The following is a 24,214-nucleotide window of genomic DNA, read 5'->3' on the forward strand; positions in this document are numbered from 1 at the left end:
ATCGTTATTTATAATATAACACAAATTTTTCTTATTTTTTTTAATAAAATCTCATTTAAAAATGTCTAAAAATTAACCTAATATTTGGAATTAAGTTAATAATAAAAAAATATATTATAATTAAACTATACACAGATAGAACTTTTGTTCTTAATGATGTTTAGAGAGAGGTGAAAGTAATGGAATTTGATTTTGATGTTATTACTATTGGTGCTGGTGTTATTGGTGCTGCTATTAGTGATGAATTATCAAAAAGAAACTTAAAAGTAGTTATTTTAGAAAAAAATTTAAGAATTGCCCAAGAAACATCAGAAGGAAATTCTGGAGTCATTCATGGTGGATTTGATCCAACACCAGGAAAACTAAATGCTAAATTAAATCTAGAGGGCAGAAAATTATATGAAAATGATTGATTTAAAAATTTAGATTTTCCATGAAAAAAAATTGATTCTTTAATACTTGCTTTTAGCAAAGAAGAAAACTCAGAAATACAAAAATTATATGCACGCGGTATTACTAATGGTCTTGCTAAAAAAGAATTATCAATATTAACAAGAGAAGAAGTAATTTCATTAGAACCTAATGTTAATCCAAAAGTTACTAGTGCACTACTTTGTTCTGCTTCATATGCTGTTGATCCAGTATTATTAACACAATCTTTAATTAATCGCATGATTAAAAATAAAGGACAACTAAAAGTTGATCATCAAGTAATTAATATTGAAACATTAAATTCAGGTTTTCGAGTTACTTGTTTAAATAATCAAAAAAAAGTAACTTTTACTTCAAAATATATTATTAATGCTGCTGGTCATTATGCTGATGATATTGTAAAGTTAATAAATTGTCAAGATTTCACTTTAAAAACTAGAAGAGGACAGTATTGTATTCTTGAAAAAACCGAAAATCATATTATAAATAATCACATTCTATTTATGATACCTACTATTCATGGTAAAGGAGTAATAGTTGCCCCAATGCTTGATGGTCATATCTTGGTGGGTCCTACTTCTCATGAAAATGTACCGAAAAGTGATACTAGATTAATTACAATTGAAGATATTGAACTTATTAATAAAATTGGTCTAAAAATTATTCCAACTTTAAATATTAATAAAACTTGTAAAGTAATTAGTGGTTCACGAGCAATTTGTGTTGAAACTGATGATTTTTTCATAAAATTTGCTAGTAATAATCCTAACTTTATTAATGTTGCTGGTATTAAATCACCAGGTCTAAGTTCAGCACCAGCAATTGCTTTACTAGTAGCAAATATGATAAAAAATATTTAATTTAAGGAGGAAAATATTATGCCAGAAGTCTCACAAGTAATTATTGGTGAACTATTTGGCACATTTATCCTAATTTTACTAGGAAATTGTGTTGTTGCCAACGTTTTATTAAAAAAAACAAAGGGAGAAAATAGTGGTTGGCTTGTTATTTGTACTGGATGAGGATTTGCTGTTGCTATTGCTGCAATGTTAAGTGGAATTTCAGGAGCACATTTAAATCCAGCTGTTACTATTGGATTATGAGTTGCTAATAAAAAAACAGCTTTTATTGGGGAAAACTTCCTTTATATTCCATTTTATATTTTATTTCAATTTTTAGGTGCAATGTTAGGACAATTAGTTGTTTACTTAGCATATTTTAAACAATATAACATTACTGAAGATAATAATAAAATTTTAGCAACTTTTGCAACAGCCCCAGCCGAACGTAGTTATATTTGAAATACTATAACAGAAATTATTGGAACATTTATGCTAGTTATGATTGTTTGTGCTACTATTGGTATTAAAAATTTAGTTATTAATTATAAAATATTTAATAGTGGTTCTGCGTTTATTACTGGACCTGCGACTGTTGGTATTGGTGTTATGGTTATTGGACTTGCTATTGGTGGACCAACAGGTTTTGCTATTAATCCAGCTCGAGATTTAGGACCAAGAATTATTCATGCTATTTTACCAATAGCAAATAAAGGAAGTTCTGATTGAAAATATGCTCCAGTGCCTGTTATTGGACCAATTTTAGGAGCAATTATTGCTGGTGGTTTAATTCAAGTAATTGAAATACTTTAATAAAAGTACAGAAAGGATAAATAATATGTCAGAAGAAAAAAAATATATTATGGCATTAGATGAAGGTACATCTAGTTGTCGTACTTTAATTATTGATAAAGAAGGAAAAATTACTGGTATCCATCAAATTGATATACCTCAGCACTACCCCCCTCAATCAGGTTGAGTTGAACATGATGCACTTGGAATTTGAAATAATCAATTAACAACAATGCAACAAGCTTTAAATAAAAGTAATATTAAATCTAATCAAATTGAAGCAATTGGTATTACTAATCAACGTGAAACAACAGTAGTATGAAATCGTGATACAGGTTTACCAATTTATAACGCTATTGTTTGACAAGATCGCAGAACAGCAGATTACTGTGAAGAGTTAACAAAAAAAGGATGAAAAGAAAAAATTCATAAAAAAACCGGCTTACTAATTGATTCTTATTTTTCTGCTACTAAAATAAAATGAATTTTAGATAATGTTAAAAATGCACGTGAATTAGCAAAAAAAGGAAAACTAGCTTTTGGTACTATTGATAGTTGATTAATTTATAAAATGACAAATGGTATTGAAAATAATGTTGAAAAAACTAAACATGTTATTGATATTACAAATGCTTCACGAACAATGTTATTCAACATTAATACTAAAAAATGAGATGAAGAATTACTAGAATTATTTGATATTCCTAAAAATATGCTACCAGAAGTAGTTGCCAGTTCAGGTAAAATTGGAACTACTTATAAAGGAATGTTATTCCAAAATGATGAGCAAGAAATTCCTATTACTGCTGCAATTGGTGATCAACAAGCTGCATTATTTGGTCAATTATGTTTAACACCTGGTGAAATCAAAAATACTTATGGTACTGGTTGTTTTATTTTAATGAACATTGGAAATACTCCTCTTTTTTCAAAACAAGGTTTACTAACCACTATTGCTTATCAAATATTAGGCGAAGAACCAGTTTTTGCTTTAGAAGGTTCAGTTTTTATTGCAGGAGCTGCTGTTCAGTTTTTACGTGATCAATTACGAATGTTATATCGTTCCGATGAAAGTCTATGATATTCACAAATTGTTGATCCTAAAGAAGAACAGCGTATTTATGTAGTACCTGCTTTTGTTGGTTTGGGTGCCCCTTATTGAGATTCAACAGCACGTGGTGCTATATTTGGTTTAGAACGTGGTACGAAACGTGAACATATTGTTAAAGGTACCATTGAATCATTAGCTTATCAGTCACAAGATGTTATTCTGGCAATGCAAGCAGATGTTAAATTAAATAAAGATTTAAAAGATTTAAAAATTAAGATTAAAGTTGATGGTGGAGCAAGTAATAATTCATATATTATGCAATTCCAAAGTGACATTAGTCGTACTAATTTAATTAAACCTAAAAATACTGAGACTACAGCAATGGGTACTGCTTACTTAGCAGGACTTGCAATTGGATTTTGAAATATTAATGATATTAAAAAAATAAATAAAATTGAAAAAGAATATAAACCAATTATGACAGAAAAAAAAGCAGAAACTTTTTATAAGGGTTGACAAGAAGCAGTTAAAAGAACACGTGGTTGAACTACTTCTATTAAATAAAAATAACTGAATTGACAGTATAAAATAATTAAGTAAATTTACTTAATTATTTTATTTTGTTTTTTTAGTTGTTAAGAATATAAATCTAATTCATCACTTAAAGTAAATACTACTCCAGCAAACTCTTGTGAAATATCTGAAGAAGTGTTGGAATGGCAACCCTTTTTAGGACTATTTTTTGGTAGACATTTGTTTTTGATAACTAATTGGAGTTAGGTAGTTTAGAGTACTGTGAATTCTTATGTTGTTATATCAATTGATGTAATCAAATAATTCTAATTTTAATTGGATTAATGATGTAAAATTTTTATCATTAATAAATTCAATTTTGAAAGTTTTAAAAGTTGCTTCAGCAACAGCATTGTCATAAGGACATCCTTTTTTGCTTAAAGATCGAGTTATGTTGAAAGCTAATAAAAGCTTATCAATAGTTTTATTATTGAATTCATTACCGCGATCAGTATGAAATATTTCAATATCTTTTAAACAGTGATTTGATTGCATAAATGCTTGATATACTAATGATGCATCTTTTTTAACTCCAACACTATGTCCAATAATTTCGCGGTTAAATAGGTCGATTAATAGGCAAATATAGTTTCATTTACCATTAACTTGAACATAAGTTAAATCACTAACAATAACTTCATTTTTAATTCTATTATTAAAGTTTCTATTAACAAGATTGGTTATTTGACTATCATTGACTTTATTATGATAATTTTTGAATGATAATTTAGTGTATTTTGATATTAAATTATGCTTATTCATAATTTCTTTAATTTTTCTGCGTGATAAATAAATTTCTTGGTTTGCTAGTATGACTTTTAATCTTCTAGTACCATAAACTTCTTTATTTTCTTTAAAAGCACTAATAACAGCTTGTTCATAAATATTATTTTGAATTTTATTTTTTTTCTTTAAATTAAAATAATATGTTGATTTAGAGAGTTTTAAAAAATGACACATTGTGCGAATTTTATATTTAGATTTATTATTTGCAATAATCTCTACTTTCTGCCTATTATTAGTGCTGCTTGCTTTAAAATATCAATTTCCATTCGTAACTGTTTTAATTCTTTATTTGCTTGAATTAATTGTTTTTCTAAATCTGAAAGATTATCTTTAGTTTTAAAACTACCTGAATTAGTAAATTGCTTAATTCAATTGTAAGTAGCTGCTCTTGTAACATTGTATTCTTTAACAAGGCAAGATACTGATTTGCCACTTTGATATAAAGCTACTATTTGTTTTTTAAATTCATCTGAATATGAGTTAATAGTGACCATAATTATAATTCCTTTCTTTTAACTAATTTGTTCACTTGTCTATGTAATTAGTGTCCAATAAAGTGTAACCCATCCATGTAACCCATCCACTTCAAAAATAGATATTGTACTACTATTAGATATGCTAGAAAAATCACCACTTGAACCCAATAAACTTATTGCACTATCATCAGACATTCTACGAATATTAGGATTTTGTTTACCTGTAAATAAAGGAGACATTTTAAACACTTCTTTCATATATAATAATATTTTTTTAAGTTGCTACTTTTTTAAAATAAAAAGTAGCTTCCAGTAATATAATTATTACGTGAAACTACTTCTTTTAGTCGCATATATTATTTAACCTAAAAAGGTATGAAAAAATAATAGCATGTGTTTTATAACTTGTCTATATTTTTTTAATTTTTTTAAAACAAAAATAGTTATAAAAGTAATTTTTATTATTAATTTTTATCTTTTCAAAAAGGAACTAAAAATTTATTAATTAACTATTAGTAGTAAAAATAAAAGTTAAACCTTCATATTTATTACCAAAAGCAATATCCTTTGAATTTTTACCCTCTAATCCAATTTTTATATAATCATAATATTTATCACCAAATTTTTTATTACCAGTAATAGCAATAACATTATTATATCCACCAGCATTTAACAAATATGGTTTAAAATTATCAAAAGTTAACCAAGTAACGGGTTTTTTTGGAATAAAATTTAACAATGGAACTAAAATATTACCAAGTAAAGGGTTTTTCACTTCTTCAGAAGGAATTCACTCTTGAAATGATTTTCAAAAATTTTCAGCTGCAGCTGAATTATTTCTTAAATATTGTTCTTTTTGATTTTTTTCTTCTCTTTTAAAAGTAGCACCAGCAGTAACTAAATCATTATAAAATCCACCACTATCCTTTTTATTAATTGATAAATATTGTGTTCCATTAACTAATGGTTCTAATTTTTCATTTATATAATCTTGTAATGGACTAAAATTAGCATTAAAACTACAATCTTTTACTGCAGAATTATTATAAATAGTTAAATGAATTTTAATGTTAGTACTATTAATTTTTTTTATTTCATCTTGACCATTAGTAATTTCATAAGTAATATTACTAAAATCTTCTGGAGCAGTATTAAACAAGTTCCAAATATTGTCTTCAATTAATTTTTTAAAATCAGAAACATGAGTTTTATTTTCGGGTTTTAAAAAATTAGTAAAATTGGGATAAGTATTATTAGCAATTAAATTTGCAGCATCTTCTAATAATTGCTGATAATCAACTGATGAATTGTGAAAAACATCACATGCGCTAATATTAATACTAGTAATACTAGTAAATGCAAAAACACTTATAATTTTTAATATTTTTTTCATAATAAACTTCCTTAGATAATCACTACTTTTTTAGTATTATCTTCAAATTTTTCTTTTTTGTATTAATAATTCTATTTTTAATTTGTGAAATTTCAGCGTGATCTGTTATTTCATAAAATAAATGATAATAAATATATTTCAACTCACTAACTTTAATATTTTGTTTTTCAACAAATATTAGAAATTGATAAATTTCATGTAAAAGTTCAAATATTTTATTTTTTTCTTCATTAGTTAATACTTTTTGTTTTAATTCATTTCGAATAATTATTGGTGCTTCTTTAACAAATAGAAAATCACTAATGATATTTTTATAATCTCAATTATAAAATATTTTAAAATCATCAACTTTGGTTTTAACATCTTTAATATTTTTTAAAATAGTTTTAACATCGTTTTTAACTAAACTTTGAATAAAGACTGCTAATATTAATGCTAAAGAACTAGCGGGAATAAAGTACTTTAAAACTTGATCAATGTTAATAGCACCCTTAGTAAAATTCAAAATTGAATTTTTTACAATTAAATATAAAACTTCAAAACCTAAAATAATAAATAATGATCGTTTTTCTATATCTTTTCATCAAGGATTACCAAGAATCTGATTTTTTTCTTCTAATATTTTTTCTAAAATAATATAAATAATAAAATAACAAAATCAATAAATTAAAACAAATAATGTGGTAAAAACATTAGTAAAACAAAAAATATAAGTAATGTTTCTAGCAACATTTAATACTAATAAAGCTTTAAAAATAAAGAAATTATTTTCAAAATTTGAAATTACCTTATATTTATTTTCAATATATTTTTTCATTCAACATCTGATTTGAATAAATATTAAAGTATTACTTGCAATACAACTACTAAAAATAGCAATATATAAATAAGTTTTTAAAGTAATAATAGTTTCATCAGTAATACTAGCATTATTAAAAAAATCAAATGTTTAAATTTTATTAAAAATACTACTTTTAACTTCTCATAAAATTGCACAAATAATCAAACAAATTGTTAACAATATTCATAAGATCGTCTGCATCAAATATTTATTGTTAAATCATTTTCAACTTGATTTTAATAATTGATAGTTATTCATAATTTTATCTACCTTATTTTTAAATTATTGTAAAGTAATTTATATAAATTATTATTATAATTGTAAGCTATTAACTCACATTTGTGCTTGCGTTAAATTTAAAATATCTTTACTAATCATTGCTAATAATTTATTAATAAACTTTTCAAGATTAGTAGTAGTGGGTAAAACCATCAATTTTCCTTTTCCATCATTATATGGATTTTTTCCTAATTCATATTTTCAACTTAATGTTAATTGTTCATTTTCTATGTGAATAACTGGTAAATCCTTATTTCCTAAACTATAAGCAAATTCATTAAGTAAATTCATTACTTTTGGTTCTAAAATTAATCTTAATTTAATTTGATTATCACATTTTACTTCAAATAAATCTTCAAATAAATGTGATTCTAATTGAACTTTCTTTTTACTACGAAATTTTTTTGAAAATATATTACGTGGTGTTAATGTCATTGTAAAATTATTATTCCTAATAATAGTTGTGTAATAAACAAAACGTGTATAATAACAAGTAATTTTTTCTGTTTCAATAACTTGAGCAGCACTATTATATCCAGAACTTGTTTCATACATAACTTTTTGGTTAATGATACTTCCATAGTTAAAATTTTGACCATTAATACTTCCTATCATTACTTGTTCGCAATAATTATAATAATAATTAGGTTGTTCATCTAAAGGTAAATTACCTTGTGGTTCAATTGTTCAATAATCACTAATAGTTGTTAAATTCATTTGTGAATTATTATCTTTAATAACTCATTGATAATAGTTAATAATTGGTAATTCTTCTATTAATTTTTCATGAATTTTAGTTTTTAATACAAAACTCTGTACTAATAAAAAACATCCAACAATAAATCCAATAATACTAATAATGGTAAATGGTTTTTTAATAAATGATGATTTGTTAATACCAATACTAGCACCAATAGCAATTAGAGCAATAATGGTAGTAATAATTCATAAACTAATTCATAAACGATTATTTATTAATTTAATTCATCAATGATTACTACTATTATTATAGTCAGTATGAATATTATTAACAATCTCATTTACAACCTTTGGCGATAAATTATGTTTCATAATTATTCCATTCTTTTTTAATTCTTAATATAGTTTATAACTAATTTTGTTTTATAAAAAATAGAAAAAGACTAACTATAGATGTAATAATCTATTTAGAAGTCTAAAAACCTATTATTATAAAACTAATTACATTATAACATATATATTATTAGTTTTTTTCTAAAAAATCATTAATTTCAGTAATATTAACAGGTGCATTTTGTGGAAGTTTACCTGCATTACCACCATGCATATATTTTGCAGGAACTGCTACCATAAAAACTTTAGGATCGATTCGAACTATTTTTGTTTTAAAAAAATTATATTCTAATAATGACATTGTTGTCATCATCATTTTATATTCATTACCTGAATACAAACCTTTCACATTTCAAACATTACCACCACGTAAATAATTATTTTGATAAATATCATTACGGATTTGCTCTAATTCATTAGAAATAATAAAGACACTCATCAACATATATTTTGGATAAACTCTATTCATAACAAAAGCTGCTACATAAATATAAACAAGCGTTGACATAAAATAAGGTCTAACTAAAAAATTATCAACAAGACTAGTTTTCTGTAAAAAAGTTCCATCAAGAATTAAAACAATAACAACAATAATAATATTAGTATTTCTAATAATAGTAGCAATTGAATATTTACGTTTCATAGAAATATAAGTACTAATAAAATCCATACCACCACTAGATCCACCAGTTTTAAATAAAATACCAATACCAGCACCATAAATTAATCCACCTAAAGCAGCAAAAATAAAAGTACGTGGTAAAACTAAGTGCCAATAATCTGTAGTACCTTTTAATGGCTCATTACCTAAAACTTGAAAATTTTTAAGAACATCAATTGATGTTAACAAAAAGTTAATTCCGTTTTGAAATAACAAATAAATAATAGTATAAAGAGTAAAACGAAATCCAACCTTGAATAATCCTCAAATAATGATAGGACCATTAATAAGAAAATATACTGGATAAAATCAAAATGCTTGGGTTGTTTCTTGTTCAGTAATACTGCCATTATAAGATAAGGCAATAAATTTAGCTATTAATTGTGCAAAAGCTGATAAACCATTAGTATATAAACCAGCACGATTAATAAAATAAAAAAAGGAAACAGTTGTTAAAAAAGCACCAATAAAAATTAATAATAAATTTTTGGAAATTATTTTTCAATTAAAGTTTTTTCATGAAGAATGGATCTCTTGCTTAACACCAATATTTTTAAAAGTAAAGGCATCAACAATTAACGGTGGCTCTTTATCTTTATTTTTTGCTTCTGAATTATTGGACATATTAAACTCCTTTTTAACTATTAAATTGAAGTATTGTTGGAACATAATTACTATCATCATAAGGCGAAGGTAAAGACATGTCAATTAATGAATCTTGAAAACTAATCACAAAATTAACTTTAAGTTCTAATTTATTAGGCCCAGAACTTGTAACTTTTTGACCATCAATTCCTTTGATATTAATATTAACAGAATTAACATGAGGATTATTATTTAATGCTAAACTTATTCCTTCTTGAACTAAAGTTTTAGTTTTTTGAGAAAAATCAGCATATGTTTTATCAATATCAGGTTTAGTTTTTTCATCAACACTAATTGGTACTATTTGTTCTGATAATTTAGTAACATCACTAACACAACTATAAACTATGTAATCGCTTTGTGTATAAGAACATTTTATATTAAAAGTTTTTTTTATGTATTGTTCAACTTTAAAACTTTTATCATTATTTACTACTCCAACTTGATAAGTAATATTAATACTAATTCTACCAGTTGAAGTATCAACATCTCAAGTTCTTGATTTTGTTAATTCATCTATTTTACCATTATCAATCGTAAAATAATAACATTTAGTACCCACTTCTAATTGACTATCAAATCAAGTTGGTTCTTTAATATTTGCTTTATCTAAAATTAATTTGGCAAGTGATTGTGCAAGACTGTTTTCTAATGCTTCATTTTTAATAACTTGTTCTTTTTCAGGTCTTTGACCATCAATAGGAACATCCACTGGTTTTTTAATACCAACTTTTGACAAAGTTGCTTCTCAACCATTATAATTACCATTACCATTAGTAATTGCTTTTAAAATACTATCTTGTTGTTGATCAGAACAAGCTAAAACTGGCGTTACTATTCCACTACCAAAAGCAATAGTACCCATTAATGTTAAAATTTTTTGGGAGCGTACCGATGTTGTCAATAATATTCAAATTTGTCTTAAAATTATAAAGTTAGACGAGAATAATTTTGACTTCAATATGCAATTGTATGTTAATCTTAACACTTGAAAAATATTAGTCAACAATAATACTTAATTTTGTCATTATTTAGTGATAATTTCCTATTAGTTATCGAGTGAAAATTTCTCAAAAAGTGAAGTTAAATATACTTGGTGATAAAAATGGAAAGAAGCATGACTATGAAAGAAAAATATAAATACAAAATTATAAATGACATTGTTATTAATAAATTATCTAAACATCAAGCCAAAAATAAACTTAACCTAACTATTAGAAGAATTAACCAATTAATTCAAATTTTTAATAAAGAAGGTAAAGTTGGTTTTATTCATAAATCTCGCAATAAAATTTCTAATAAGGCAACAAAAATAGAAATTAAAAATAAAATTATAAACTTATATAAAACAAAATATTATAATTTTAATTTTCAACATTTTCAGGAAAAATTAATTAATGAAGAAAACACTAAAATTGCATATAGTACAGTTTATAATCTATTAATTCAAGAAAAAATCACTTCACCAAAAAGACATAAGAATAAAAAAAATAACTTGCATCCCACAAGAAATCGTAGAACAAATTTTGGTGAATTAATTCAAATGGATGCAAGTAATCATCATTGATTTGGTAACGATAAACCAAAAGCATTTTTACATGCTGCAATTGATGATGCTACAGGAAATATTGTTGGACTATGATTTGATCACCAAGAGACATTAGATGGTTATTATAATGTTTTTTATCAAATTTTAACTAAATATGGCATACCAAAGATATTTTATACTGATAATAGAACAGTTTTTGGATATAAGAAAAAAATTGATTCAGGTAAAATAAACACAGAAAATGACACTTATACTCAATTTCAAAAATGCTGTAATGATTTAGGTGTTGAAGTAATTAGAACCTCAATTCCACAAGCTAAAGGCAGAATTGAACGATTATTTGGAACACTTCAAAGTCGCTTAATTAGTGAATTACGACTTAATAAAATTAAAAATTTAGAAGATGGTAATAAATTTCTTAAAACATATATAAACATTTTTAATAATCAGTTTGCTTTTCCTATTGATGATAATAAATCTGCTATGGTTAAAGCTCCTACACAAAATGAAATAAATGTTTATCTTTCAAGATTTTGTAAAAGAAAAACAGATAGTGGTTCAACTATAACATATTATGGTAAAAAATATTTTCCTTATAAAAATAACAAAGTTCAATATATACAACCTAGAACTGATGTAATTGTACTTAAATCATTTATTAATGAATTCTATCTTAGTTATAATAATAAAATATATGAACTAAAAGAAATAGCATTAAAACCAATTATTAAAGAAGATTTGATAAAAACTAAAAAAGTTTATATACCAAATAAAGACCATCCTTGAAGATATGGATATCAATAATTTTTAATTAAAAGTAAAAAAACATATTTTAGAAGAGATTTATTTTATTAATACTAAACCATATAAAATTTTAAAACATTTGTATATGAGCAAATTTGGTGTCTTAAAATCAATTTTAAAGATATAAAGATATTGCAAATGCAATATCTTCCCCTTTTACATCTGTGGTGAGCTTGGTTTATATCCACTTGTTAAAGGTTGATTTTCACTGTTTGCACTGCGTTTTCATTGTTCAAAAATTGAATCAAAATCATAATCTAAACTTGATTTTAATTTTAAATATTTTCCTACATTATCAACCCTTTTTTGTCCTTTTGATTCGATTTTATCTTCTAAATCATATATATTTAATTTTTCAATATATGGAATTATTTTATATTTCTTTTTTAAATTTTCATTTAATGTTTTTAGATATATTTCTAGTTTTTCTATTTCTTCTTTAAGATTTTTTTCAGTATTTATTATATTATCTAATTCTTTATTATCTTTAATTTTACCCTCTAATTTTTTTATTTCAGAATAATAAAATTCATAAACTGGTGAATTAGGTTTAACTTTAAACATTTTTTATTTTCTCCTTTGAATAAATAATAAAAAAACTCATTTATTTTATCTTAAAATAAATGAGTTAAAAACTTATATAATTTTTTGTATAAATTAATTATACAAAAAATTTTAAAAAATTAAAAAACTTTATTTCTATTTTTATCTAGAAAAGAATTTATTTGGAATTTATGTTTATTTAACAGTATAACTTTTCAAAATAATTTATTTTTTAAAAAATATTTTTGGGAAATTTTCACTCGATATTGACACAATAATACTTAATTTTATAACTCAAAAATTCTTATTAAAGCATCTTTAATAAGTTTTTAATATGTTATAATGTAATAAAGTCCTTTAAGATAAACCGTATACCGTTATGATTACTAAGCGTATGTAAAGTACGTGGTCTCTTAGGCAAATCCCTTAATTAGGGATTTTTATTTTAATTTATAATAACTGGATGGCAGTATTTATTTGATAGCATTTAAAATTAACCATTTTTGTATACATATCAATGTTATAAGTTCTATCACCAATCATATGCTTTAAAATTTGTTTAATATTAGTTTCAGTAAAGCAACCAATATTTTCAACTAATGCTTGGTTTAATACACCATCTTTTGCATTAATAAAATAACCAACTTTTAATTTTTTATATTGTAAAGTTAATGATTGTAAAAAATCAATTAATTCATAATATTCACCTTTGGCAAATAAATTTATTGCATTTTGATAGTGTAATTTAGCAATTTGATTTTTTCTTCTTCCAGCCATGATACCAAGAAATAAAACATGAAAAGCATGAAATTTATCTAAAATAAATTTGGCATTTAAAATTGTAGCAGTTTTTCTAATTCATTTTGCACTATCACCACAAACTATTAAATTTGCTTGGTCAAAGTTTTCAAAAAATAAATTACCATATTTTTCTATTAATTTTGCGGTTTTTTCAGCACCAATTTCTGTTTTTGAAACTCTTATTTTACAAACTGCTCTTTTATTAATTAATTTTCCATTTTTCTTTTTACCAGTACACATTACTATTAATCTCATCGAACATTTTTTACAATTTTTAGTATTGTGTTTTTCATTAAACTTAAATTTTCGATGACCATCATCAATATTTACATATAAATTTTGATTTGGTTGTAATGGTATTTTGGGAATATTTGCTTTTGGTAATTCAAATTTTTGATATCTTCTACAAACTGTACTATTACTTATTAAATCTTCAATAAAAGTATCACAAACATCACGATACTTTTTACCATCAGCAAAATATTTTAAAATTTGTTTAATAACATCTGGTGCTAATTTACTATACTTTTTAACACCAAGATATATATCTAATAATGAAACAAATTCCTTTTTTTGTGTTTTTGGGTTATAATATGTACAAATACGTCGTTTATAATTTAATAAACCTTTTTTTGTTTTTAATTTTCTTTTTCTAAATCTATATGATTTATATAAAGATTTATTACATGTATTTCATAAATAATCATCTATTTTTTTAAATAATTCTTCTGTTTGTTGTAAATTTAATTCATCTTGATTAAAATAGTGTTTGTCTCAATCAAAATGATTAGGGAATGGTAGTGTTAACATTTTTAATGTTCCTTTCTTTTAAATAATTTAATTTTAACTTATATATGTTAATAAGGAGTAAATATGGCTTTTATCACTAGTTATGCACAATTAAATAAAAAATATAATCTTAATTTTAGTGATAATAATTATGGTTTTAGTTGAGATATTTTTAAAAAATTTGTTGGTGATGAATGAGCCGAATATTTTACTACTAATTGTTTTTATCGTTTTATACCAACAGCACGTGGAACAAGAAAAACTTGAAATTGCTTAGCATTTGATTTATTTATATGTTGTAATTTTAGTGATAGTAGTGTTCAAGAAGTAAGAAGATATGAAAATACTCATAGTGAAACTACAATTGGTGCTTTAATGAATGTTTGTCAAGTTTTATTAGATACATATAATATTAATTTACTACCTAATAATCCACATGGAATTAAATGAAAAATTACTAAGGATGGTGGTTGTATTATTTTTCCTAATAATCAACAAATTGACTTTATTGGTTATGCTAATGGTAATAAAATTTTTGGAAAAGAAGCAGGTGGTTCAAGTTTTTTAGGTTCAAGAACAGATGAAATTATTATGGCAGAAGAAAAAGAAATATTAACTGAAAAGCAATTAACATATCGATATGAACGTTTACAAAACTTTATGTTTAGAAGTAATCGTATTAAAGTATCAAATGAACCTATTAAAGAGTGAAGTTGAACATTTATTGATAAAAATATATATAGTTCTACCTTTGGACAAAAGATTACTCGTTATTTTTATAAAAGTTTTTTCATTACTTTTACATGTAATCCATACGATAAATACCATCCATTTTATTTAAAGTATTGCACGCCATTTTTACCATTAAATGATAAAATTATGGAAAATCTTAAAAAAGTTGGTAAAGTTTATTATGAAAATAAAGAAATTTTTAGTGGTTTAGGTTTATTTATATTAAGATTTACTATTCAACCATTTTGAAATAAATTACCAGACATTCAAAAAAGAACATTATTAGAAATGAAAAAAAGTAATCCCGATGAATTTAATACTGTTTTTTATGGTTTTGAATTTTTAGATAGTGATGCAACAATTTTTCCATTTCAAAAAACAGTAAAATATTGACAACCATATGATTTAAAACAATTTTATAATGAAGAAAAAGATATGTATAAATTTGATTTTTATTCAGTTGGTGTTGATTGAGCAACTGGACATAAAGACCATACTGTATTTATGATAGTTGGTTTTAAACAATATAATAATACTGGATATTATGATGCTTATATTATTTGTGAATTAGTAGTTACACCTAATGATTTTATTAATGAAAATGAAAAAATTAATGCTTATGTAAATGAAATTTTAGGATTAATGGATAATTTTGAAAATTTTGACCAAGCAATTTATTTTTATGATGATAAAGCAAGAACAGCAATTGATTGATTAAATCAAAAATTAATAGATGAGCATAATACTATTCTAATAACACAAACTGCTATTAAACATGCTTCAAATTTAAATCAAGAAGCAGGATTAACTAATAGAGTAGTTTGAATGAGAAATATTATGAGTTATGGAAACTTTTATGCAAATCAAGATGATTTACCAAAAACTACTCAATGTTTAGAAGAATTACGTTATGATGAAACAAAAACTAACATTCCTGATAAAAATATGTACCAAGACCCTTACGATGCTTTATTTTATTCACTATATCCATATAAAAATGTAATTAGGGGTAAAAATAATGCTAGTGTCAAAAAAAGCATCTTCACATTTGCTATATAATAAACAAGTTGAATATCATTAATAGTATAGGTATCACAAAATAAACGCCTTTTATTTAGGCATTATTTTCCATTTAAAAGCATACTTGTAAAAATAATCAAAAATAGTACAATTTATAAGTAAAATCAAGGAAAAAAGGAGAAATTTATTATGAAAACATGAATAAAAACAAATTTAAGTAAAATAACATTAGCATTAGCACTAACTGGTGCAGTAAGTGGAGTAACTGGTTTAATAATTGGTTCAATAGCACATAATAAAGTAAATGATTTAAAATATTACTTAGATTATGATGGTAATGTTCACTGGGGGGGTCTTGTACAACAATATGAGAAAGAAAAACAGATGATATTCATAAAATAACTTTATATTTATCTATTAATCCAACTTATCCTAATGTTGATATAAAGTGAGATGGAATTTATCCAGTTGGATATTTCAATAAAAAAATCTAAATTTCTAAATTTATATAAGAAATATTTTCGTTATATTTATCAAATAAATTAATATTAGTTAAATTTATTTCTTGTTTATCAGTTATTAAAATTAAATCATAATTTCCAGAGCCAAATATACCACTAAGTTCAATCCGATTTAAGTTATTAATCGGATTTTCGATTTGTAATTTAAATTCACTATTATTATCAATTTGTGCAATTTCTTTATAAAATTCTAATTTAGAAAATAATTGAGATTTATTTGAACCATATAAATTTAAAGCATTTTCAATTTTATTTTTATCAATAATTGCTCTTGTAAAATACTTACCATATTCACCATTACCTAGTGTTCAATCAGCAGGAATTAATGATGGAATATTATTACTTTCTAATTCATTTGTAATAGATAGTCAGTTAAATTGGTTATCATCTAGTTTAAATAATTCATTTTGACTAATATCATTATTTTTTAATTTAATATTACTTTTACATCTTTAAATTCTCAAACATCAGTTGGATTTGTATGAATTGGATTTGATTTTAATTCAAAATAATAAGGTAATAAAAGTTTATAATCATCATTCAAACCCTTATTAATTGAACTAGTAGAATAAATATATTTAGAAAGCATATTTATTATTTTTTTTAAAATTTGTATTTGTTGTAATTTTACATAATTTGGATAATCTAATTCCCATTGTTTAAATAAATTTGTAATAACTTCTTCTGGTTTTTGTCCTTCAAATTTAGCACGTAATTCTGCTATTTTTGAATTTAAAGTATCTGGTTTAAAACCATCAAAATTCCTATTATAATTATATGTATAACTTAGCATGCCTAATAATACTTTTTGTAAACTATCATTAGTTGGTGCGTCTTTTATTTCAATTTCAATATCATCAAATTTATCATTTGTAGCAACATAACTATAAAATTGACTTTCACCAGCAAAATTTCAAACTTCTTTATCTTTTAATTCTTTTTGTTTTTTTAATGGTCACTTACCATCTCAAACAGTACCCATTTCATATCCTAATCAAGCATGTGTCACTCTTGCATTTTTAATAACTTCTCTTCTTGTTTCAGTTCCAGTACTAATTTTAATTAAATCTAAAACTGATTTTTCTTGTCCTATAAATTGTTTTGCTAAGTTTCAAGGTAATATTTGTTCACTAAATCATTGTTGTAATATTCTAACTTTTGGTTGAGTTTCAATAGGCATTGATAATAGCGGAAATGCTATCTTATCTTTAACAAATAACTTTGGGTATACTTCCATATTGTCAACTTCACCAAGTACCTTTATATTGCCAAAAATCATGCTTCTAGGGGCTTTAATTTTTAAACCAGTAACTTTTGTATCTTTATCTAATGGTTTTTGTAATTTAATAATGATTGGATAACCATCTCTTGTTTTAAAATCTTTAATTTTAATAATAGTTATACTTTTAGTACTTCTAGTTTTTGGATTTTGATAAGGTTGTGAATAATTATTAATTATATATAAATTATCAATATTATTTTCAGTTAAAGGTTCATTTATATTAACTGCATATAACTTAAATTGATTTAATAAATTTATTTCTTGAAATATTAAATTTTTAATATCAGTCATACTATATTCAATTGTATTATCATTAATATTAGTACTTGCTCTTTGATTTAATTGCATAGTAAAATCAGATGTTTCAACAGCAGTAGTTTTTAATACTTTATCAATATCAATAAAACCTATTTTAATAGTATTTGCTGAAAATTTTAAACTATTATTTTCATTATTTTTAAATAAACGTTCAATTTCATAAATATAAATTGTTCTTTTTTTAAATTCATCATATGCTCTATTAATATCTGGGTCACTAGTAGCACCCATCATATTTGTAAAATCATAAGGAATATTATCAATTAAATAATCATTTTCTACTTCTGCTTGATTAAGTTTAGTTTGTTTCTGTGGAAACTTCGTTTGTGGTTTGTTGTTGTTTTCCATTGTTCTCTCCTATTAATTGGTTATTTTCGGGATTAAATAATTTTAATTTAACAGTTAAATTATTAATTTCTTGTTCATCATTAATATTAAATGTTTTACTATTTAATAAATCTTTATCTAAACGTACTAATATTTGAATAAATTTAAGAATATCAATATTAAATTGCCATAATTTTTGTTCAATATAATTAATAGTAGAAATATTTACAGCTGTACTTTCGGGTACTGATTGTTGTGCAGATTTCTTTTGACTTGGTATATGAATACCACAACGTTTAAATATTTCATTAACATTTCAATCATATATATCAGTTAAATTTTTACCTTTAAAATTACTATTTGTCATATTGATATTTTCGTTTTGTTCATTATTATCTCCACCACTTTTAAATATGTAGTTTTTAGTAACTAATGTTCTTACTGCTTCTTCTAATGCTGATTGAACATTACCATAAGTTTGACTAAATATAAATTTAGGTGAATTTAAAATGGTATCTAAAACAATTTGTTCATAAATGACATCTAATGCTTTAATTTTATCCATTACTTTATTACAATCTGCTAATTCATTTGCTTTATTTCGCATAATTGCTATTGGTATATAATTAATATTTAGTGTTTGTTCTTGTTCTAAATTAGGATTATTACTATATTCTTTAAAAGATAATGGAAATTGTTTTTTATTATCATTAATACTATAAATTGCACGATTAATAGTTACTTGTTCATTATTTAGTGTATAAATTTCAAATAATCTTACAGTTTGTGCATTTTGTTGATAACTATCATAAAAAATAGTACATTGAATTAATTTACCAGTAATATCATAAACTCTTTGTTGTATATCCACTACTTGAAAATATAAGTCATCATTAGCAATATAAATTAAATAACCACTAATTCCTAATTTACTTAACTTAAAAATAGAATTTCAATTTTTTCTATAAAATTCTTGTTGAATTAAATATTGTTTAATAGTTTCATTATTAATATCTAATGGAGCATTATATAAATTAGCATTATTTTCTGCTACAAAATCAGTAAAATAAGTTTCATGATTAAAATCATTAAAACCGGAAATGTTTAGTAATCTGTGTAACTTACAAAAATAACTATGTTTAATTAATTCTAGTAAATATAATTAAATGACTAGAAAGAGTGAGTTACAGATGGCTAAAAAAGATAACTTTAATAATAATGATCCAATATCAAAAGCAGTAGATTTATTACTAGAAAATACTGAAGATTTAACAACAGTTTTTAAACCTGGCGGTTTATATAAAGAATTAACAAAAAGATTAGTTGAAAAAATGTTGAATTCTGAAATGCAAAATTATTTAGGATATGAAAAAAATCAACATAGTACTACTGAAAATGCTCGTAATGGTACAAGTTCAAAAAAATTAATAACTCAACAAGGTAAAATTGAAATTGATGTACCAAGAGATCGCAATAGTAATTTTACTCCTGTAATAGTTCCTAAAAGGCAAAGAAGATTTGATGGTTTTGATCAACAAGTTCTTTCCTTGTATGCAAAAGGAATGACATTATCTGACATTAGAATGCAGTTGCAAGAGTTATATCATGGTGCTGATATTAGTGAAAGTGTTATTAGTCAAATTACTGATGATGTTATTGATGATGTTAAAGCATGACAAAATCGACCATTAGAAAGTATTTATCCTATTGTTTATTTTGATTGTATAGTAGTTAAAGTACGACAAGATAAACGGATTATTAACAAATCAGTTTATATAGCATTAGGAGTTGATTTAGAAGGCAAAAAAGATGTTTTAGGATTATGAATCAGTGAAAATGAAGGTTCTAAGTTTTGATTATCTAATTTCACAGAAATGAAAAATCGTGGCTTAAATGATATTCTTATTGCTTGTAGTGATAATTTAACAGGCATGTCAGAAGCAATACAATCAGTTTATCCTAAAACAGAACATCAATTATGCATTGTTCATCAAATTAGAAATAGTTTAAAATATGTTTCATACAAACATCGAAAAGGTCTAGTTGCAGATTTAAAACCAATTTATAGTGCATGTAGTGAAGAACAAGCAATGCAAGCTTTAGAATCGTTTGAAAGTAAATGAAATAAACAATATCCTCAAATTACTAAATCTTGATATAAAAATTGAGATAATTTAATGGTTTTTATTAGTTATCCAGTAGAAATCAAAAGAGTGATTTATACTACAAATGCTATTGAATCTGTTAATAGTCAATTACGAAAAATCATCAGAAATAAAAAAGTTTTTCCTAATGATATGGCAGTTTTCAAAATATTTTACTTGGCAATTGAAAATATAACAAAAAAATGAACATTGCCTATTCAAAATTGAAATACAGCAATTGCTCATTTTATGATAAAATTTGAAGACAGAATTAATCTAAATTAGTAACTTTGTAAAACAAAGATACACAGATTATTAAAAAGCCTCTTAAAACCAAAATAATTTAAAATAGAAGCATGTGTACTTTTATTTTTATTAGTTAAAAATTTTACTTTTTCATTTTGATTATCACTAGTATTTGTTTTATCTTTTCTTTTAAATAAACTTAACATAATATTCACCACCTTTCTAAAATATTTGATTAATTTTTAATATTATTTTTACAATGATAAATATAATTAAACCCGCTGTTGCTGATGACAGAATTACTCCAATTAAACCTAAAATAATTTTTATAATTTTAAAAAACATAATATTATTCTTGTAATTCTTCTAATTTTCATACATTACCTTTTAAATTACCTTTTCCACTATAAATAGTAATAAATTTAGCATGTTGAACTGATAAAATTACTATATTAGCACTATCATTAAAGGTTTGTATTGGTACACCAGCAATTTTTTTATCAGTTATAATAAATTCTTGAATAGTATAAACTGGATTATATATACTTCAAGAATAATAAACTCTATAATGTTTATTCTCTTGAAAATAATAAGTAATTTGTCAATTATCTCATTTATTTTTCTCTCTTGTTCCTACTTCTTTTCAATTTGAACCACTTGGACTTGGTGTTGGATTATTTTTTAATTCAATATCTCAAATATTTTCTTCTATTTCATTTGTAGTTAAACTACCAGACCTTATTTGTAATTTTGATTTAATATCAACTTTAATAGTATCTTGTAATTCTTCTAATGAAAATATATTCCCATATTGTTTATTTCCACCAATAATAATTAATTGACTTTTATTACCATCAACAGTTCCTAGTTTAATAATTAATGAAGCATCTTCATTATCAATTTTACCTTTAACAAGCATATAATCTCCACCTATATATGCAGAACTCTTAAACTCTATTTTTAGTTTTACACTTGTTTGATTAAAAGGTGGTTTATCTCATGTTATAAATACTCTATAATATTTATTAAAACTAAGAGCAAAATCTTCTCATGTACGATTATCAAGACTTTTACCTATTATTTTTCAATTTTCTTTATCTTGTTTTTTATCAATATTACTTTTATTTTCATTAATAGCACCAACAACTGTTTTATTAGTAGTTTCTAAATTAGGAATTTCTTGACCAATAGCATTCATAGAAAAAGCAATTGGAAATAATGCTTTTGTATCTTCTAATTTTTTATCTATTTCTTCTTTTTTATAATAATCAGTTAAATCAGTAGAACCACCAATAGCACTAATTTTATTATTTTCATCAATAGTTATATTAGTACCAGCAATTAATTTATTTTGTTTTTTATCTAATAAATTATTAGTTTCTAGTTTTGTATAATAATCACGTTCAGTATTTTCTTCTGCTATAAATTCAGTTGGTGTACCTATTCCTTGATATTGATATATATTATGAATTATTGGTTTATACTTTTTTGTGTTATTAGTAGCAATAAACTTTATTAAATCAACATCATATAATAATGTTACTTTATCAATATTAACATCAATATTTTCAATTATTATTTGCTTTTGTTCTATTTGACTATTAGTAATTCTTATATTAGATTTAGTTAATTTATTATTACTTATAATAAGTTGTTTACTATCGATAAAATAATATGTTCAATCAATAATATATCATATATCTGTTTTAATATTTTCATTTTTAACTTTCTTTCATAAAGGACTAGTTTCAATATTAAATCAATTATTTTTAACATCATTAATATTTTCATTTGCTTTAATTAATTCAGTATTTAATTTGGTAATTTCATTTTCATTAGTAGTAATTCGTTTTTGTTGTTTAGCAGAAAAATCACAAGTTGGTGCATGAGTAAAATCACCAATTTGCGGATTATTTTGTAATGCTTCTGGTGGTAATGTTCCAATTTCATCTGGTCAATCTAAAATCATTGTTTCAGTTTCTTTATCATAATCTGTTGCAACATAACCTTTATTAATAAATTTACTAACAGGACCTCTATATATTTCATTTTCATTATCATCAACTAAATCATCATATAATTTAATTTGTTTTGATAATGTAAATTCTTTTTGTTGTTCAATTAATTCATCAACTTGATTTCTAGTATAAAATGCTTTTAAGTCAATTTTTTCAACATCTATTTCATCATCATTATAACTTGAAAATATTTGTTTTAATTCTGTTAATCTTGCTCATATTTTCATTCTACTAGGTGCTAAATCTCAAACATTAATTGTAGGAGTACTATTTGCACTAAATTGAGTACCATTATTAAATTGAATAGTAGCATCAACATTAAATTCAATTGGTGTACGATTAAATACTCAATGTTCAACCATAACATAAACCATATCTCTTAATGTTTCTTTAATTAATTCATCTTTAAAACTATCGAAAGGAAATTTAGATAAAATAAAATCAAGATAAGCATTAATATCATTTTGAGCACGAATAGCAAAAGTTTTAAATCAATCATTAACATTAGATCATGTTTGTATATATTGCTGTGGGGTTTCTGTAATTTTTCCAGTTAATGGATATCAGTTATTATAATTTTCAAGACTGACATCAGTTCAAAGTTTATTAATCATAATTTATCATTCCTTAAAAAATGCTTTTTTATAATGCTTAGTTTTTGTTTTAGTTTTTCTATGTGAAATATGGATAATTTCTTTTTGCAACTTTTTCTTACCCTTTTCTACAACTTGACTATATGCAAATTTTTCTAAATGATGTAATAATCCAGTACCAAATAAAGTGTTTACTGAAAATTTTAAACCAACATTTTTAAATGATTTGTTAATATTTTCAATAGGATTATTAATAACATTTACTACTTTATGATAAGTTCTAATAGTTCTAAATATTTCTCTATATACTTTAAAACTATCTCTAATTACTTGTTGAACAACTGGTGGAGCAAATGCTATTGCTTTTAATCATTTATTACGATTAACACCATAACCAATGTATCAACCACTATATCAACGATATCAATGAAATGGATGTATTTGAGTAACAAAAGTTTTTGCTTTAAGAATACTATCAACAACTGTAATTGGTTTATATTTAGGATTACGATGATAAATAGTAATTGCACATTTATCTAATGACAAAGGTTGAATTTTACAACCCATAAATACTGGTGAATTTAATGGAATTAATTGTGCGTGTTTAATTGCTCTTTTTTCTGCACTAGTAAATAAATCAGTTGCTTTTTCTTTTAATTTATTAATT

Annotated in this window: 21 protein-coding genes; 7 read left to right on the forward strand and 14 right to left on the reverse strand. The window is 23.7% G+C overall.

Going from position 1 to position 24,214, the window contains the following annotated elements; translation table 4 throughout:
* Positions 1 to 179 precede the first annotated feature (179 nt).
* The 3 genes from glpO to glpK are packed head-to-tail and all read left to right on the forward strand — an operon-like array spanning position 180 to position 3,678.
* Positions 180 to 1,292: a type 2 glycerol-3-phosphate oxidase gene (gene glpO / locus AAHM95_RS01940; protein WP_342273968.1), complete on the forward strand. Its 1,113-nt coding sequence runs from the start codon at positions 180 to 182 to the stop codon at positions 1,290 to 1,292.
* A gap of 18 nt (positions 1,293 to 1,310) precedes the next feature.
* On the forward strand, positions 1,311 to 2,084 hold the full coding sequence (locus AAHM95_RS01945; protein WP_338975066.1) for an MIP/aquaporin family protein: 774 nt from the start codon (positions 1,311 to 1,313) through the stop codon (positions 2,082 to 2,084).
* A gap of 25 nt (positions 2,085 to 2,109) precedes the next feature.
* Entirely contained in the window at positions 2,110 to 3,678 is a 1,569-nt protein-coding gene (gene glpK / locus AAHM95_RS01950) for a glycerol kinase GlpK (RefSeq protein ID WP_342273969.1), read from the forward strand.
* Positions 3,679 to 3,849: 171 nt separating this feature from the next.
* Here the strand turns inward: glpK and AAHM95_RS01955 are convergent.
* The 7 genes from AAHM95_RS01955 to AAHM95_RS01985 form a co-directional block, all read right to left on the reverse strand.
* A protein-coding gene (locus tag AAHM95_RS01955; protein WP_338975281.1) for an IS3 family transposase occupies positions 3,850 to 4,967 on the reverse strand; the annotation gives its coding sequence in 2 pieces (ribosomal slippage) (positions 3,850 to 4,697 and positions 4,697 to 4,967; 1,119 coding nt in all).
* 39 nt (positions 4,968 to 5,006) lie between these two features.
* Positions 5,007 to 5,207, reverse strand: a complete 201-nt coding sequence (locus tag AAHM95_RS01960; protein WP_342273970.1) for a hypothetical protein — start codon at positions 5,205 to 5,207, stop codon at positions 5,007 to 5,009.
* Positions 5,208 to 5,454: 247 nt separating this feature from the next.
* Positions 5,455 to 6,342, reverse strand: coding sequence for a hypothetical protein (locus AAHM95_RS01965; protein WP_342273971.1), 888 nt, complete (start codon positions 6,340 to 6,342; stop codon positions 5,455 to 5,457).
* A 22-nt stretch (positions 6,343 to 6,364) separates the two neighbouring features.
* Positions 6,365 to 7,159 carry a hypothetical protein gene (locus AAHM95_RS01970; protein ID WP_342273972.1) on the reverse strand — a complete coding sequence of 265 codons (795 nt, stop codon included), beginning with the start codon at positions 7,157 to 7,159 and terminating at the stop codon, positions 6,365 to 6,367.
* A 336-nt stretch (positions 7,160 to 7,495) separates the two neighbouring features.
* The gene (locus AAHM95_RS01975; RefSeq protein WP_342273973.1) at positions 7,496 to 8,533 is read right to left on the reverse strand and encodes a DUF3137 domain-containing protein; all 1,038 of its coding nucleotides are present in this window, start codon (positions 8,531 to 8,533) and stop codon (positions 7,496 to 7,498) included.
* Between the two features lie 151 nt (positions 8,534 to 8,684).
* Positions 8,685 to 9,839: a YitT family protein gene (locus AAHM95_RS01980; RefSeq protein ID WP_342273974.1), complete on the reverse strand. Its 1,155-nt coding sequence runs from the start codon at positions 9,837 to 9,839 to the stop codon at positions 8,685 to 8,687.
* 13 nt (positions 9,840 to 9,852) lie between these two features.
* Positions 9,853 to 10,764 carry a hypothetical protein gene (locus AAHM95_RS01985; RefSeq protein ID WP_342273975.1) on the reverse strand — a complete coding sequence of 304 codons (912 nt, stop codon included), beginning with the start codon at positions 10,762 to 10,764 and terminating at the stop codon, positions 9,853 to 9,855.
* A gap of 201 nt (positions 10,765 to 10,965) precedes the next feature.
* On the opposite strand from AAHM95_RS01985, the gene AAHM95_RS01990 reads away from it, so the two are divergent.
* Complete coding sequence (locus tag AAHM95_RS01990) at positions 10,966 to 12,213, forward strand: ISNCY family transposase (RefSeq protein ID WP_342273976.1); 1,248 nt, start codon at positions 10,966 to 10,968, stop codon at positions 12,211 to 12,213.
* A gap of 156 nt (positions 12,214 to 12,369) precedes the next feature.
* Here the strand turns inward: AAHM95_RS01990 and AAHM95_RS01995 are convergent, their stop codons facing one another.
* Positions 12,370 to 12,777, reverse strand: a complete 408-nt coding sequence (locus AAHM95_RS01995) for a hypothetical protein (protein ID WP_342273977.1) — start codon at positions 12,775 to 12,777, stop codon at positions 12,370 to 12,372.
* Between the two features lie 429 nt (positions 12,778 to 13,206).
* A complete protein-coding gene (locus AAHM95_RS02000) occupies positions 13,207 to 14,367 on the reverse strand; it encodes an Mbov_0401 family ICE element transposase-like protein (RefSeq protein ID WP_342273757.1) in 1,161 nt (386 codons plus the stop codon).
* 63 nt (positions 14,368 to 14,430) lie between these two features.
* On the opposite strand from AAHM95_RS02000, the gene AAHM95_RS02005 reads away from it, so the two are divergent.
* Positions 14,431 to 16,137 carry a hypothetical protein gene (locus tag AAHM95_RS02005; RefSeq protein WP_342273978.1) on the forward strand — a complete coding sequence of 569 codons (1,707 nt, stop codon included), beginning with the start codon at positions 14,431 to 14,433 and terminating at the stop codon, positions 16,135 to 16,137.
* A gap of 150 nt (positions 16,138 to 16,287) precedes the next feature.
* Entirely contained in the window at positions 16,288 to 16,500 is a 213-nt protein-coding gene (locus AAHM95_RS02010) for a hypothetical protein (RefSeq protein WP_342273979.1), read from the forward strand.
* 546 nt (positions 16,501 to 17,046) lie between these two features.
* Here the strand turns inward: AAHM95_RS02010 and AAHM95_RS02015 are convergent.
* A complete protein-coding gene (locus AAHM95_RS02015; RefSeq protein WP_342273980.1) occupies positions 17,047 to 18,567 on the reverse strand; it encodes a hypothetical protein in 1,521 nt (506 codons plus the stop codon).
* The gene (locus tag AAHM95_RS02020; RefSeq protein WP_342273981.1) at positions 18,518 to 19,417 is read right to left on the reverse strand and encodes a hypothetical protein; all 900 of its coding nucleotides are present in this window, start codon (positions 19,415 to 19,417) and stop codon (positions 18,518 to 18,520) included. The genes AAHM95_RS02015 and AAHM95_RS02020 overlap by 50 nt, the downstream gene beginning before the upstream one ends.
* Positions 19,418 to 19,736: 319 nt before the next feature.
* On the opposite strand from AAHM95_RS02020, the gene AAHM95_RS02025 reads away from it, so the two are divergent.
* Positions 19,737 to 20,975 (forward strand): IS256 family transposase, encoded by a 1,239-nt coding sequence (locus AAHM95_RS02025; RefSeq protein WP_281749630.1) that lies wholly within the window; start codon positions 19,737 to 19,739, stop codon positions 20,973 to 20,975.
* Here AAHM95_RS02025 and AAHM95_RS02030 read toward each other — a convergent pair.
* The 3 genes from AAHM95_RS02030 to AAHM95_RS02040 all read right to left on the reverse strand — a co-directional run.
* On the reverse strand, positions 20,972 to 21,142 hold the full coding sequence (locus AAHM95_RS02030; protein ID WP_342273982.1) for a hypothetical protein: 171 nt from the start codon (positions 21,140 to 21,142) through the stop codon (positions 20,972 to 20,974). The two genes, AAHM95_RS02025 and AAHM95_RS02030, sit on opposite strands and share 4 nt — an antisense overlap.
* Before the next feature lie 143 nt (positions 21,143 to 21,285).
* The gene (locus tag AAHM95_RS02035; protein ID WP_342273752.1) at positions 21,286 to 23,568 is read right to left on the reverse strand and encodes a hypothetical protein; all 2,283 of its coding nucleotides are present in this window, start codon (positions 23,566 to 23,568) and stop codon (positions 21,286 to 21,288) included.
* A 3-nt stretch (positions 23,569 to 23,571) separates the two neighbouring features.
* Positions 23,572 to 24,214 (reverse strand): hypothetical protein (locus AAHM95_RS02040; protein WP_342273751.1); only part of this gene is annotated, 643 nt, incomplete at its 5' end.

Origin of the sequence: Spiroplasma endosymbiont of Phycita roborella (genome assembly GCF_964031195.1) — a bacterium.
Classification (GTDB): domain Bacteria; phylum Bacillota_I; class Bacilli_A; order Mycoplasmatales; family VBWQ01; genus Spiroplasma_E; species Spiroplasma_E ixodetis_A.